The following is a 15995-nucleotide window of genomic DNA, read 5'->3' on the forward strand; positions in this document are numbered from 1 at the left end:
CCGGATTGATGCGAAGCCGTGCGCGGCCCTGGCGGGTTTCACCGTCGCGCAACGGGTGCGTGACGCCGTCAGCCGGAAACGGTTGCTTCGGCTTCCATGGCCAACCCGCCTTCATGGTTGGTCGCCCAGAGCCGGATGCGCCCCTCCGCGTCCGGCGGTTCGCCGTTCAGCACCATGCGGTTCCCGTCGAACAGCGGCGAGCGGGCACGGAAGGAAAAGGCTGAAATGCGGGCGCCGGGTAATTCACGGCCGACGAGATCGATCAGCAGCGTGGCTGTCAGCGGTCCATGCACCACCAGCCCCGGATAGCCTTCCTCGCGGGTGACATAGTCCCTGTCGTAATGGATGCGGTGGCCGTTGAAGGTCAGCGCCGAATAGCGGAAAAGCAGAACCGCGTCGGGCACGAGGCTGCGCGACCACGTGCCGGGTGGCGGCGCGGATGGCGCCGGTGTGACGGCCGGCCCGGCCATCGAACGATAGACGATGTCGTGCTCGTCGGTGACGAGTACCGGCCCGCCTGGCTCGCTGAACGCATGGCGGACGGTCACGAAGACGAGATCGCCCGCACTGCCCGTCTTCTCCTTCACATTCGTGATCGTCGAAACCCGCTCCACGGTCATCCCGGCCCGGATGTCACCTGGAAAGGTCAGCCTGCTTCCCGCCCACATGCGCCGTGGCAGGTGATGAACCGGAGGCAGGAAGCCGCCCCGTTCCGGGTGACCGTCCGCTCCGAGGCCGCTTTGGCGCGTGTCGGGCAGGAAATGCAGCCAGTGTGCAAGCGGCACAGCGATATCGCCATCCTGCACGCGGGCGCGATCATGGTCCAGCGTGGCCGCCAGACGGGTCAGCACGTCCGCCGACATGATGTCCGTGCGCGTCTCGCTGCGCCCGATCCAGCTTGAAAGCGCTTCGCCCATGCCGCTCATGCTCCCTTGTTCGTCCGGATTGTCTTTTTCACGGCGGTTGCGCCTTGTCCAGTCGCCGGCACGGCCCGCGGGAGCCGGTGACGGCGGGAGCGGGCGTTCTCCGGCATGGCATTTCGCTTCCCCTGGCCGCCGATGAAACGCCATGTGCTTGACATTGATAAATGAGCGGGATCAATGAAGAAGGGGAAGTGACGAACGGACAGCAGCGCGGTCCGCGGCGGCGCCTTTGCAATGAGCGCCGGCATGAACCCATTGACAAGGATCGACACCGGCAAGGGCTAACGATGGGCGACCGCCAGTATACCCGGCAGATGGCGACGGTGCTTTCCATAGATGCGGTTGCCTATTCCCGGCTGATGGCGGAAGACGATGAAAATGCGCTGGAGGTGTTTCGCGAACGGGCCGCGCTCATAACCGAAACCTGCGAACACCATGGCGGGCGCATGTTCGGCAATGCGGGCGACAGCCTGATGGCCGAGTTCGGCAATCCCGTCGACGCGGTTCGTGCCGCCATCGACTTCCAGGGGCGTCTGGAAGACCTCAATGCCGCCGCCGCCGATGCCCGCCGGATGGCGTTTCGCGTCGGTATCAACACCGGCGATGTCATCGTCGATGGCGAGCTTCTTTTCGGACACGATGTCAATATCGCCGCGCGCTTGCAGGAGCGGGCGCCGGAAAATGGCGTCGTGATCTCGCAGACGACCTTCATCCAGGTCGCGGGCAAGACCGGCTTCGAGATGGCGTCCCTTGGCAGCCAGACCCTCAAGAACATACGCGAGGCCGTTCCGGCCTACGCGGTGGCAAGGCCGGGTGGCAATCTGTCCGGCAGCATTGTCGCCGCCGTCACCCGGCCATCCCCCGGTTCCGACGGACCGCCGGCAGCGACCGTCCTGCCGTTCCGCAACATGACCGACGATGACGATCTCGACTATCTGGGCGATGCGCTTGCCGAGGACCTCATCTTCGGTCTGTCCAACCTGCGCTGGCTTCCCGTGATCTCACACGCGTCCAGCCAGCAGTTCGATGCCGACGATGTCAGCCCGCATGACGCGGCCCTGTCGCTCGGGGCCCGCTACGTCGTCTCCGGCAAGCTGACGCGGGCCGCCGGCACCCTCCGTCTGATGGTTCAGCTCGAGGATGCGCAGACGCGGCGTCTTCTTCTTTCGCGCCGCTTCGAGCGATCCGCCGACCTTGTGCGCGAATTGCAGGATGCGGCAGGTACCGAACTGGTCTCCATCCTGTCGGGAGAACTGGACCGGGCAGAGCAGCGGCGCACCTTCCAGCTCCCCTGGGAAGACCTGGCAACCTGGCAACTGGTCGCCCGCGGGCGGTTTCACATGGGCCGCCGCACCAGCGCCGACACCAGGCGCGCGCATGACTATTTCCTGCGCGCCCATGAGCTGGAGCCGGCGTCTTCCAACGTGCTCAGCGAACTGGCTTGGTGGCACTTCTGGCAAGGCTTCGTGAGCCTGAAGCAGGAGCATTTCGACAAGGTGATCGACCTTTGCCAGCAGGCCCTTTTCATGGACAGCCAGGACGCGCGTCCGCATGCCTTTCTCGGCGCCACGGACATCATGCTGCGCCGCCCGGAAAAGGCCCGCAACCACCTTGCCACCGCCATGCACATCAATCCCAGTTTCGCCTTCGCGGCCTCCGGCTATGGCAGCACGCTCTCGCTTCTGGGCGAACACCGCGCCGGGCTGGAATGGCTGTACAAGGCGGAGCGGCTCAGCCCTTTCGACATCTACCAGTTCCACAACCTCGGCGAAGTCGCGGCGGCGCATTTCGCATTGGGGGAATATGGCGATGTTGTCGAACAGGCACAGCGCTCGCTCAGCCTGTCGCCGGGTTACTGGTATGCGCGCATGCTGCTGGTCGGTGCGCTGGGGCGTCTGGACCGCCTCGACGAGGCCCGCGAACACCGCGCCATCCTTTTTGACCGCTATCCGGGGTTCACCCCGGCAAAGGCCGAATGGCTGCCTTTCGCCGATCGCGCCGTCAACACGGCCATGGCCGACGCCTGGGCGCTTTCTGCCTGAGGGCGCTTTTTGCGTCCGTGTGCGTTTGTTCACAGACAGCGGCGGGCCCGGCGCACTAGCCCTTGAGGCGGGTGCTTGGGAGTGACACCCATGACGGGAGTTGCGGCCATGAAATATTTCGAAGCGATCCGCCAGGCACAGCGCTGCCAGAAACCTGCCGCCGAACTGCCGGCCTTCGACCCTGCGCGGCTGGAAACCCGCGGCCTTTCAGGCAGGCTGGCCTCCCGCTTTCTCGAAAATCCGCGCTGGCTGCTGCGTTTGATGCGCCGTTTTCGTCCCGTTGCGCGGATCGGTCGGCTCACCGTGGTCACGCGCCATGACGACGTGATCGATGTTCTTGAGCGCCAGGACGCCTTTCAGACGCCATTCGGCCCGGAAATGACGGAAATGGCGCTCGGCTGCAATTTCATCCTCGGCATGCAGGATGGACCGCAATACCGGCAGATGAAGGCGGCCTGCCTGACGGCATTTCCGCCCGCGGAGGTCGAGCAGGTGGTCCGGCCGCTTTGCGCGCGCCTGGCCGCCGGGGTGATGCAGCGCGCAGAGCCGGGCTTCAATCCGGTCCACGACCTGCTCAAGATCGTGCCCGTGCGCATCTGCCGGGACTATTTCGGCCTCGTCATCGAAGACGAGGAGCGGTTTGCCGACTGGTCCATCGCCCTGTCGTCGCTCTTCTTCGCCGATTGGTTCGCCAGCCCCGTGATCCGCGAACTGGCGGTGGTGGCTGCTGACGGCATGAACCGGACCATCGCCGCCTCGGTGGAGGCAATCCGCAACGACCGCGACCGGCGCGACACGCCGCTCGCCCGCCTTGTGGCCATGCATGAGAGCAATCCCGATCGCCTGTCGCAAGAGGCCATCCATGCCATCATGATGGGCATGGTGTCGGGCTTCGTGCCGACGGATCTGCTGGCCGGGGGCAATTGCCTGGATGTGATCCTGTCGCGGCGCGATGCGCAGGCGGCATTGGAGGAAGCGGTCGCTGCCGGCGACGACGCCCTGATCGATGCGGCGATCCTTGAAGCTATGCGTTTCAAGCCGATCAATATCGGCCCGCTACGCCATTGCCCGAACGATACCGTGATCGCGCCGGGCACACCGCGCGAAAGACGGATCGCGGCCGGTTCGATCGTGATGCCGGCGACGTTCTCTGCCATGTTCGATCCCGATGTGGTGGCCGATCCGGAATCCTTCCGGCCGGGCCGGCCGGAGAACGCCTATCTTGTCTTCGGCCACGGCATTCACTGGTGCATCGGTTCGCGCATCGCACGTGTGCAGATCGCCGAGTGTTTCAAGGCCCTTTTCGCGCGCAACAATCTTCGCCGCGTGCCAGGCCGCGCGGGCCGGCTGAAACGGCGCGGTGCCTTTCCTGCCGCGTTGCACGTCACCTTCGACCGCCCCGCCGCCGACCGCCTGACCAGCCACACCATGGCCACCATCGTCGTGCCGCTCGCGCCACATGGCGATGCCGCCGGCCTGCGTGCCATGGCCGGCGGACTCGGCAATCCGGCCCGTGCCGACGTGAAGGCAGCGCTGGACGCTTCAGGCATCATTCATTTCATGAGCCTGGCCGTTATCGGCAAGGCGGACCATGGCGAAGAGCGGGCGGATGATCCGGTCCATATCGTGCTGGAACTGTCCGCCGATGGACCGCTGGACCGGGTGCTGGAAAAGCTCGCGGTGGCCGCCGAACCTTTTCTCCGGCCGGTCTTCGCGCAGGCGGGCGCGCTGGCCGACGATGAGGATTTCCAGGCGTTCCTGAAGCGCCACCATGTTGCAACCGGCCCGTTTCCGGGCACGGCCGCCGGGCTGTCCTTCTCGGGAACGCCGGGCCATTCGGTTCGCCGGATCCGCGATGAGGCGCGCTTGCAGGAGACGGTGGAGGGACTGGTCCGCGCCGTCTCCGGCAGGCGCTCCGGGAACGCCCTGCATGTCCTGCGCGAGGTGCGCGGGAAGCTTGCCGGGCTCGACGGATTCGGCTGGGCCCTTCGACCGGCGGATTCGCTTCTGGAGCAGGAAGCGCCCGGCACCTGGTCAAGGGCCTTGCTCGGCGCCGCCGAACCGCGCCGCGCCCTGATGGCCTTTCTGCTTCTGGCGGCCATCGGCACCGGGCTGAACTACACCCTCGTGTTCGACGCGCCCGGCGCGATGGCATCGCCTGCCGCCCTGCTTGTTCTGGTCTCCGCGCTGGTTGCCGCCGCGGTGGTGGCTGTCGTGGGCCTTGTCATCCTTCTGGCGATGGCGGCGCTTGCGCTGATCATGGCCCTGAACCGCGCCGAGGCGCGCGACACGCCATCCTCGCGCCCGCCGCCTTTCGCCCGCTATGAAGCGGTGGTGGACCGCGAAAACCGCGCTGGCGCGCAAAACCACCTGACCGGTCTTTCGGTGATGAAGGCGGGCTGGCTGCGCCGGCTGGCCCTGCGCCTCGCCTTCTTCGTCATCCGCTTCGCCGCTGTCTATGTCTTTCGCCCAGGATTTCTGGGCGGAATCGGAACCATCCACTTCGCCCGCTGGGTCCTGCTCCCCGGTACCGGCAAACTGGTCTTCTTTTCCAACTACGGCGGCTCCTGGGAAAGCTATCTGGAAGAATTCATCACCAAGGCCCGCTACGGGTTGACCGGTGTGTGGAGCAATACGCTCGGCTTTCCGCGCAGCCGCCATCTGTTCCTCGACGGTGCCAGCGACGGCGACCGGTTCAAGCGCTGGGCGCGCGACCAGCAAATCCCGACGCTGTTCTGGTACGCGGCCTATCCGGCTCTGGATACGCGGCGCATCCGCATCAATTCCGCCATCCGCCAGGGCCTTGCCAGGGCCGATACCGGCCAGGAGGCGCGTGACTGGCTTGCCCTTTTCGGCTCCATTCCCAAGCCCGATGGCATTCTGGAGACCGGCGAAATCCAGTCGCTGATATTCGGGCCGATGGGCCGCCTTTCCCATGGCCGCGCGCTGGCTTTCGCGGTTGGTGACGATGCGCCGCGTGCCGGGCGAAAGGCCTTTCTCCAACGCCTGCTGGAGCAAACCCGGTTTGGCGACCGCAAGCCCGAGGGCGAGGCGGTAACCTGTGCGTTCGGCCCGGTCGGGCTGCAGCTATTCGGTCTGGAAGCCGGCACTGGCGAGGAGGCGCTGGCCCCATTCCCGCCCGCCTTTCGCCAGACCATGGCGCATCCCTCACGTGCGCGCATCCTCGATGATGCCGGAGAGGGCGCGCCCGGTCATTGGGAATGGGGCCGCGAGGGTGCCCGTGCCGATGTCCTGCTGCTGCTCTATGCCGAAACCTCCGCCGGCCTGGAGGCCCTTTGCCGCCAGTTCGCCGCCGCCGCCGCTGCCGCGCATCTCGCTTGCACATGCGACGTGGCATTGACGATCGAACGGCGTAACGGGCAGGCCGTGGAGCCTTTTGGCTTCGCTGACGGCATTTCGCAACCGCTCGTGGAGGGAACGCCGAAGGCGCGTGGCAAGGCAGGGTCGCCAGACCTGGTGGCGGCCGGTGAGTTCATCCTGGGTTACCGCGACCAGCGCGGCTTCGTACCGCCCGCGCTGGCGATCCCGGCGGCGCGGGATCCCGATTGCCTTCTGCCGGTTGCCCGTGAGCGGGCCGGGGAGGGCGGCGCCGGACCGGACCTGCCGCGTGATTTCGGCCGCAATGGCAGCTATCTCGTCGTCCGCCATCTCGCACAGGATGTGGACGGGTTTCAGGACTATTGCAGACAGGCGGCCGAGGCGGTTCGCGCCGCATCAGCCGGGCCCGGTGTCACGCCGCAATGGATTGGCGCGAAGATGATGGGACGCTGGCACAATGGCTCGTCACTCGTGCGCCACCCGCACGCGCCGGCCGATGGCGGCCGGCAGCCTGACAATGACTTCCGCTTCGCCAGCGAGGATCCGCAAGGCCTCCATTGTCCGCTTGGCAGTCATGTCCGGCGGTCCAACCCGCGCGATTCGCTCGGCCCCGACCGCGCGGCCATGACCGCCGCCGGCCAGCGCCATCGCCTCCTGCGGGTCGGGCGCAACTGGCGCCGTCTGAGGCCCGATGGCGGCACGGAGCAGGGACTGTTCTTCATGTGCCTGAACGCCGATATCGAGCGCCAGTTCGAATTCGTGCAGCAGACCTGGATTTCCGCCCCGCTCTTCCATGGCCTGATCGGCGAGAAGGACCCGGTGATCGGCCGGCAGGACGCAAACGCGCGGTTCACGATACCTGACGGCGGCGGTGGCATTGTCCTGCCTCCGCTTCCCACCTTCGTCACGGTTCTCGGCGGCGGCTACTTCTTCATGCCGTCGCGCAGCGCGCTGGCCTGGATGGTCTCGCGGTTGTGAACCTGCTTCACGGCAAGCCGGGAAAGCAGGTCGGGCGCAGCGACGCGCACCGCACCGCGGCGCAGGTGAACCAGCCCGTCTCGCGTCCAGTCCTTCAGCGTCTTGTTGATCGTCTCCCGCGTCGCGCCGAGAAGCTCGGCAAGATCGGATTGCGACAAGCGGATCCAGCCTTCATGGTCTGCAAGGTTCTGCCCGAGCATGATCAGCCGCTTGGCCAGGCGGGCTTCGATGTTGAGCAGCGCCAGGTCCCCCACATCCGCGCTCATCCGGCGCAGACGGTCGCAAAGAAGGCGGATCATGAACATGGCGACCGGCGGGTGCTGCTCCATCCGGGAAAAAAGCGTCGCCCGCGATATGGAGAGAACCTCGCACGCGCTCAGGCAGGCCGCAGCCGCCGTGCGCCTGCCGCCATCAAGCGTCGCGATCTCGCCGATCAGCCCCGATGTCTGGAGATTGACCACCAGCTTGCGGCCTGAAACCGAGAAAATGCTGATCTCGATGGTGCCCGATACAAGGCAGTAGAGCCGGTTGGCCTGGTCGTCCTGCTGGAAGATGACCTGCCCGGCCGGCAACCGGTCGCGCTGCGCGCCCTTGAAAAGCGTGGCAAAAAGCGCCGGTTCCAGCCGGTTTTCGCCATTCTCCATGGCCCCTGCCAATCCCCTCTTGCCATCCGGTTCCCGCACGCCCGGACACTCCGATCCAGATGCATATTAGACAGGATCGGCTCTACAGGGCAATCTTCCGGTACCTTGGGGAAATTGCCGGGAAAGCGCGAGACATTTAAGGTTGTAATATATGCAAAATACACGCAAAACCATACAGGAGCTCAGGAATTGAAAACCACGAACCGCTGGAGGGGATTCGCAAACGGCGATCCTGTGCTATGAGTGATTCGTGTGCAATTTTGATTCGCTGTGAAACAGGGGGCGTTTCCATGGCGGCTATGTCTGTCAGCCGGCTTTTTGGCCGGTGGCAAGAAATCATGCGTTTTGTCGCTGTTCTCATGATCTGCCTTGCGGCAGGTCTGGCAACGCTTGCGCCCGCCCATGCCGCCGATACCGATGGCGATGGCTACGATGACGCGGTCGACATCGATCCCGACAATGACGGACTGATCGAATATCTGCCCAATTATGTGGAGCAGACCTCGACCGTCGACAGCGCCGTTGAGGCCCTGCCGAACGGCTCGCTGCCGTTAACGGGTACGGTTCGCAGTCTTGTCTTTGATGCCGATGTCGGTCCGAGAGGTGATTTCGGAATTGCGCTGTCAGCCTTCGAGGGTTCGAGATATGTCGGATTCCATTCCAATACCGACGGTACACAGCGTGAGACCTGGGCTATTCAGCTTGATCAGCCACTGCCTGCCGGGCAGCCGGCCCAGCTTCGTTTCAGGCTGGCTGTCGCGGATGCTGGTACCCGGAACTGGGATAATCCCGGCCGGGCATGGATCTATGGCGGCGCCACTTGGGGCGCTACGGACCAGCTTGTCGGTGCCAGCCAGGTTGTCTCCGGCAGTGCCGAGGGCTGGGTTGAGATCGTGCTCAATGTCACGCCCGTAGCCGACATCAGCCATCTCTACATTTATGCGGAAGGAACCGCGGGGACAGAGACCTATCTGGGCTTCGACGATTTCAGGGTTTTCGTATCGGATCTGCCTCTGGACAGCGACGGCGACGGTGTTGCCGACTATCTCGATCTCGATTCCGATAATGACGGCATTCCGGACAATGTGGAGGCGCAGGCAACGGCCAGCTACATCGCGCCGTCAGGCACTGACGTGGATGGCGATGGGCTGGCCGATGTGTATGACGCTGACACGGGGTCGGTGGATCCTGCAACGTCTGCCGGGCTTTCCGCGGTGGATACGGACGGTGACGGTACCAGGGACTATCTCGATGCCGACAGCGACAATGACGGCACATCGGATGCCGCCGAAAGCGGATTTACCCTGTCCGGCGTCTACGGTGCAAACGGCCTCGATTCCGGTGCGGAAGCCGCCGACACCTATGCCGATGTGAACGGGCTGGCGCATGATGGCGCGGTTTTCAACCTTGCCGACCTCGATGGTGACATGACCGCCAATGGCTCGAATGCCGCGCCCCTGGCAACTGATTTCGACTATCGTGACAATCTGACGACGATCGATCTCGTCACCGTCAAGACTCTGCAATCGGCCGATACCACCCCGGCGGTGGGCGACACGGTCACCTTCCGCATCACGGTGACGAACGCCACGGCGGGAACCACGGCGACCGGTGTTTCGCTGACCGACCAACTGCCGTCCGGCCTGACCTATGTGTCCCACACGGCAAGTGCGGGCACCTATGACCAGACCACTGGCGTCTGGACCATCGGCGATGTCGCCGAGGGCACACCCGTCACGCTGGACATCTCCGCCACGGTCGATACCGGGCAGGAAGGCCGGTCGATCACCAACACGACGTCGGCTGCCGCAGGCGGTGAGACCGACCCGGGCACGACTGGCGACGATCTGAGTGAGGCGATTGTCGTGGAAAGCCTGACGGCGTCCGGAACGCCTTACTGTAGCGGCACGAACCTCTCGGCAAACGGGTCGTTCGAGAGCCCGGTGATGGTCGTCAACAACATCAAGTATGCCGATACGGCCGTACCGGACTGGACCAGCAGCGAGGGCATTCTTGAGTACTGGGTCGACGGATACAATGGCGCGCCCGCCTATATCGGCAACCAGTTCCTGGAGATGATGGGCAACGGCCCCTCGGTCCTGACGAATACGCTGAGCGGCGTCCGGCCGCGCGCGGAATTGCGGGTCTACTGGGCGCATCGCGGGCGTAATGGCGACGATACGGCCAGCCTGACAATCTCCGATGATGGCGGTGGCAGCACGGTATTCGGAAATTTCACGACCGGAACAGCGCAATGGATAGTCCGCAACACCGGACATGTCGTCACGCCATCGGCTACCGGCGCAACCTTGACGTTTTCAACCGTCGCTCCCGCCGGCGGATCGGGCAATTTCCTCGACGGTGTCGAGGTCTGCCAGACCTATGTGACGCTTGCCGTGGCGGAAGGCCCGCACACCGATGTCGATGGTTCTGGCGGCGACTCCGCCGGAGACAAGATCACCTACCGCTACACGATCGCCAACCCGGCGGGCAACGAGGCCGCCTTGTCCTCCGTGCAGGTCGTCGATGACAAGGTCGGCACGGTGCCTGTGGCATCGCCGGATAGCGGCGATACGAACGGGAACGGTTTGCTCGACCCCGGCGAGACGTGGATCGTGACGGCGGATTACACCCTGTTGCAGGCTGATATCGATGCCAGGTCGGTCACAAACATCGCCTATGCGGCTGGCGGGACCGGGCTCAACACGATCCGCTCCGATGACGACACGGTCACGGTTACCATTGACGTTCTCGTCGCCGCGGATGACGACTTCACAGCCACGCCCATCGCGTCGGAAACCGGCGGGACCACGGCCTCGATCTTCGACAACGACACCTTCGGCGGCGTTGCCTTCGATCCGGCCGATGTGACGGCAACGATCACCGATCTCGACGGTTTGGGGGGCGCCACGATCAATGCCGACGGCACGATCGCCGTTCCGCCCTTGCGGACCGCGCGAACCTACAATGTCGACTACCAGATCTGCCGCGTTGCCGCCCCGGACGAATGCTCGACGGCCACGGCGACGATCGTCTTGTCCATGCCGGCCGTGACCGGTGTCGCCGCCTGTACGGGAACCAATCTCGCCACCAATGGCGGTATGGAAGACCCGCTCTACACCGACGAACCGCCGGTCAACCACAACACCGCCACGCTTCCCGGCTGGACCCAGTCTTCAGGTGGCTTCGAGGTCTGGCAAACCGGGTTCAACGGTTTCCCCGCCTACACCGGCTCCCAGTTCGCCGAAATGGGCAACAACATGGTGCAGGGGCCGCACGCCGTGCATCCGCGGGCGGAAGTCCGGGTGAATTGGGCTCATCGCGGCCGTGTGGGCGATGACACGGCCAGCCTGCTGTTGAGCGACGATGCGGGCGGGCAGACCGATTTTGGCAACTTCACGTCCGCCCGCACGTCGTGGTCAACCTACACGGCAACCCATGTCGCCGGGCCGTCGGCCACCACCCTGTCGGCCAGTTTTTCCGGTGTATCAACGGCGAGCGGAAATCTGGGCAGCGGCAATCTCCTCGACGGCGTGGAGATCTGCCAGACTTACGTGACCCTGGCCAAGGCCGAAGGGGCGCGCACTGATGTCGATGGCTCCGGCAACGACAGCGCCGGCGATACCATCGCCTACCAGTTCACCATCGCCAACCCGGCCGGCAATGACAGGCCGCTCACATCGGTGCAGATCGTCGACGACAGGATTGGCACGATCCCGGTCGCTTCGCCGGACAGTGGCGACACGAATGGCAATGGCGAGCTTGACCCAGGCGAGACATGGGTGGTGACCGCAAGCTACACGCTGGCACAGGCGGACATCGAAGCCGGCTCCGTGACCAATATCGCCTATGCGCAGGGCAACACCGGCCTGAACACGATCCGCTCCGATGACGCTCAAGTCGACGCGACACTGGCGCAGCAACCCGGCCTCTCGCTCGTCAAGACCTTCGCCTTCGTCACCGACGTCAATGGCGACGGCAAGGCCGGACTCGGCGATGTGATCCGTTATTCCTATGCGGTAACGAATTCAGGCAACATCGCCATCGACAGCGTTCAGGTCACCGACGCGACAAATGGCGCCGACCAGGCCTTCCTGGGCGGCAGCAATCCGGGCAGCCCGGTGAATGTCTCACTCACGAACGATGCCGGCGCTGCCACGGGCGATTCCACCGACGCGGACAATGCCGGCCCTGTCTGGGATGTGCTGGCGCCCGGCGACACCATTACCTTCACTGCCGATTATACCGTGCAGGTGCAGGATATCGAAACGCTTCAGAACTAGGGGGGCGATGGAGTGGCTATGAAAACGATGTGTGCGAAACCGGTTGTAACCGGTCCTGAGAAAGGGAAATCGATCATGAAGGCGGAAAACACCAAACCATTGCGCAAGACGGGGCGGATAGCTGCGGCGCTTCTCCTTGCCACCACGGCAGCAACACCGGCATGGGCAACGCTGGACAACACGGCGACCGTGAACGGCACCCTGCCGAACGGAGATCCGGCCTACACGACAGGCAATGAGCCGTTTTCCACCGTGAAGGTCAATGTCGAAGGCGCTGCGCCGAGTTTCGTTGTAACAAAGGAGTTGGTCGGAATCTCCACGGACCAAGGAGATGATACGAACAGCGTGGATGGTGGCGATGTCATCACCTACAAGGTCGTCGTCAAGAACACCGGTAACGTCACGTTGACGAATGTTACGGTCTCCGATCCCGGACCGACGTTCAATGGAAGCACGCTCGCCGGCACAGCGCCGACCGTTCCGAGCACGCCCACTGCCGAGACGAACACGTCAGACGGCGTCTTCGAGCCTGGCGAGTTCTGGACCTATCAGTTCACCTACACGCTGACACAGCAGGATGTGGATGCGGCCGCGGGCATTACCGATGCGGTCCAGAATACCGCCTCGGTCTCCGCCGAGGATGCCAATGGCAATCCGGCAACGCAGGGCGTGGATTCCGTTCTCCAGGCATCCGGGACCATTGCGCTCGAACCGGCCCTCACGTTTGCCAAGATTGCGACGCGCGGCGACAGCGTGTCGGATGACGGTAGCACCACGCCCTACGCGGTCGGCGAGACGATCACCTATGAATTCACGGTCACAAACACCGGTAACGTCACCGTCACGAATATCGACGTGACAGAAACGGCGTTCGAAGGTGGCACGCCCGTTTCGATTTCCTGTCCGTCCGGATCCGATCCCAACCTGAACCGCATAGCCTCGCTGGCACCGGGTGAAACGGAAACCTGCTCCGGCACCTATGACGTCACCGAATCGGATGTCCTCAACGACAACTGATCCGATTGACGTCTGAAAAAGCAAAGGCCGGAGCGGCACCGCGCCGCTCCGGCAACCCAACGGAATGACTGAACTCATGGCACCTGGCGTGGCGGCAACAATGCGGAAGAAGATCGGAGCATTTGGAGGCGGATTTTTCCGTCTCGTCCTTGGATGCCTGGTGGCTTTCGGGCCGGCAGCCGCGAATCCCGCCCATGCGGCCATGTCGAACACGGCCCGGGCCACCGGAACGCTGCCGGACGGTACACGGTTTGATAGCGAAACCGGTACCGTCGATGTTGTCATCGTGGGCGCACGCCCAGCCATGACATTGGAAAAGACGGCAAGCCTGAACGATGGCGGGGACGGCCGTGCCGACGCGGGCGACGTGGTCACCTACACGTTCACCCTGCGCAACATCGGAAACATCACGCTTCAGGACATCGCGATTTCCGATCCGCTCGAAGGTGTGACGATCGTGGGCAATCCGGTTGCAACGCTGGCGCCGGGCCAGACCAACACTTCGATCTCGGCAACCTACGAACTCACCCAGGGCGATATCGACCGCGGCAACGTGCCGAATCAGGCCACGGCAACAGCCCGCATCGATGGCCGTACCGATCCGCTGACGGCCTTGTCGGACGACGATAATGGCGCCACCGATTCAAACGGCGACAACGATCCGGGCAATGATCCGACCATCATGGAAATTGCCAGCAGCGCTGCAATGACTGTCGAGAAAACCGGCAGCACGGCCGAGTACAACGCGGCGGGCGACACGGTGGAATTTTCCATCCGGATTGCCAATACCGGCAACGTGACCCTGAATGCCGTGACACCGCTGGACGAACTGGCGCAGTCGCTCGTCTGTCCGTCAGGTCTTCCGGTTCCTGCTCTCGCGCCGGGTGCCAGCGAAACATGCACGGCGACACATGTTGTCACGGAAGACCACATGCGCACGGGCAAGGTGGCCGATAGCGTATCGGTGACGGCGACCACGCCGACCGGCGCGAGCGTCGGTCCTGTGACCGATTCAGCAGAGATTTCAATCAGCACCGCCACGGTTGCCGGCCGTGTCTTCCTGGACCGGAACGGCAACGGCCTGTTCGACCCTGGGACAGACCAGGTCTTCGCAGGCTATGCGGTAGAACTCGTCAATTCCGAAGGCGATGTCGTGATGACCGTCACGACGCAAGACGACGGCTCCTACCAATTTGAGAATGTGCTGCCGGCCAAGGGCTATTCGGTGATCTTCCGGAATACGGAAGGCAAGGTGATCGGCGGAATTGCCAACATGACCCTGGCGCCGGGAGAGACAACGATCGACCAGGACATGCCGATCGACCCGTCCGGCGTCGTCTATGACTCCGTCACCGGCCAGCCGGTTGCAGGTGCCCTCGTCACCATGACCAATGCGGCCGGAACACCGCTGCCGCCGGTCTGTTTCGTTGATGGTGCGCAGCAGGACCAGGTGACGAGCACGGATGGTGGCTACCGGTTTGACGTCTTCCCGGGCAAGGATGCGCTTTGTCCGACCTCCGAGACGGAATTCCGGATCACTGTCCGCGCGCCCGCCGGCTATGCCTCGGCCCCGTCTTCCACCCATCCGCCGTTGCAGGGCCCGCTCGATGTGACCGCTTGCGTTTTCGACGCCAATCCCGGCGGAACCTGTGAGCCGGCAAGCGAAGCCGTTCCGCCTTCAGGACCTGCAACGCTGCCTTATGTCCTGGCGTTCCTGCTCGAACCCGGCGATCCGAATGTGATCCACAATCACATTCCGCTCGATCCGTTTTCGGCAACCAGCAACATCACGATCACAAAGGTTGCCGGGCAGCAGACGATCCGGCGCGGTGAGCGCGTCAGCTATACGATCAACGTCGCGAACCGGTCTTCCGACGACGCCGGTAAGGTGCGCATTGTCGACCGGACTCCGCCTGGCTTTGCCTATGTCGAGGGATCGGCAAGCATCAATGGCACGGCGTTTGATCCGCAGGTAACAGCTGCGCAGATCGATTTCGGTCTGGTGCCATTGGCGGCCAATCAGAAGGTCGAGATTGTTCTGACACTCCAGTCGCTCGCCTCTGCGGGTCCCGGTGAATACGTGAACCGCGCAGACGTGAGCGACGAGAACGGCGCTTCGCTGGCGCCGACGGCAACCGCAGTTGTCGAACTCGTCGCAGAACCGGTCTTCGATTGTTCCGATGTCATCGGCAAGGTTTTCCAGGATGCCAATGGCAACGGATACCAGGATGCCGGAGAGAAAGGCCTCGCGGGTGTCCGTCTGGCTACGGTGAGGGGTGAACTCATCACGACCGACCGCAATGGTCGCTTCAATGTCCCGTGCGCGGACATGCCCGAACAGGGAACGGGTTCGAACTTCATCCTCAAGCTCGATGAGCGCACCCTGCCGACAGGCTTCCGGTTGACGACCGAGAACCCGCGTGTGGTCCGTCTCACGCCTGGCAAGATGGTTGAAATGAATTTCGGTGCGGCCGCCGGACGCGAGATCCGCCTCGACCTGAAGGACGAAGCCTTCATTGAAGGGGCTGTCGGGCTTGCGCCGCGTTGGGGTGCGGGGCTGGATCGCCTGATCGCAATTCTTGAACGCGAATATTCCTACCTGACGGTGGTTTATCGCACGGGGCAGTCCAGTGCGCTTGCGAGCGCGCGGATGAAGGCATTCAAGGAGGATATCCACAATCGGTGGCGTCAGGCCGGAGCGCCTTACGAGCTGGAGATCGATATCCGCCGGGAGCAGAATTGATACGGCATAAAAGCCGGAACGGCTGT

The 15995-nt window shown here is 63.9% G+C and carries 7 protein-coding genes; 5 read left to right on the forward strand and 2 right to left on the reverse strand.

From position 1 onward, the window contains the following. Window positions 1–68 precede the first annotated feature (68 nt). Window positions 69–926, reverse strand: a complete 858-nt coding sequence (locus R3D65_RS09215) for a MaoC family dehydratase N-terminal domain-containing protein (protein WP_371274919.1) — start codon at window positions 924–926, stop codon at window positions 69–71. A 284-nt stretch (window positions 927–1210) separates the two neighbouring features. On the opposite strand from R3D65_RS09215, the gene R3D65_RS09220 reads away from it, so the two are divergent. Continuing rightward, on the forward strand, window positions 1211–2965 hold the full coding sequence (locus R3D65_RS09220) for an adenylate/guanylate cyclase domain-containing protein (protein WP_371274920.1): 1755 nt from the start codon (window positions 1211–1213) through the stop codon (window positions 2963–2965). Between the two features lie 90 nt (window positions 2966–3055). Then, window positions 3056–7282: a cytochrome P450 gene (locus R3D65_RS09225; RefSeq protein ID WP_371274921.1), complete on the forward strand. Its 4227-nt coding sequence runs from the start codon at window positions 3056–3058 to the stop codon at window positions 7280–7282. Here the strand turns inward: R3D65_RS09225 and R3D65_RS09230 are convergent. Then, window positions 7228–7965, reverse strand: a complete 738-nt coding sequence (locus R3D65_RS09230; RefSeq protein WP_371274922.1) for a Crp/Fnr family transcriptional regulator — start codon at window positions 7963–7965, stop codon at window positions 7228–7230. The genes R3D65_RS09225 and R3D65_RS09230 overlap by 55 nt on opposite strands. A gap of 299 nt (window positions 7966–8264) precedes the next feature. Here R3D65_RS09230 and R3D65_RS09235 point away from each other — a divergent pair, with 299 nt between their 5' ends. The 3 genes from R3D65_RS09235 to R3D65_RS09245 all read left to right on the forward strand — a co-directional run bounded on the left by R3D65_RS09235 (window position 8265) and on the right by R3D65_RS09245 (window position 15969). Further along, window positions 8265–12209: an isopeptide-forming domain-containing fimbrial protein gene (locus R3D65_RS09235; RefSeq protein WP_371274923.1), complete on the forward strand. Its 3945-nt coding sequence runs from the start codon at window positions 8265–8267 to the stop codon at window positions 12207–12209. 75 nt (window positions 12210–12284) lie between these two features. Continuing rightward, complete coding sequence (locus R3D65_RS09240; RefSeq protein WP_371274924.1) at window positions 12285–13226, forward strand: hypothetical protein; 942 nt, start codon at window positions 12285–12287, stop codon at window positions 13224–13226. Window positions 13227–13386: 160 nt separating this feature from the next. Further along, on the forward strand, window positions 13387–15969 hold the full coding sequence (locus R3D65_RS09245; RefSeq protein WP_371274925.1) for an SdrD B-like domain-containing protein: 2583 nt from the start codon (window positions 13387–13389) through the stop codon (window positions 15967–15969). The last annotated feature ends 26 nt before the right edge of the window (window positions 15970–15995 follow it).

Origin of the sequence: Zhengella sp. (assembly GCF_041397485.1) — a bacterium.
Lineage (GTDB): Bacteria > Pseudomonadota > Alphaproteobacteria > Rhizobiales > Rhizobiaceae > Zhengella.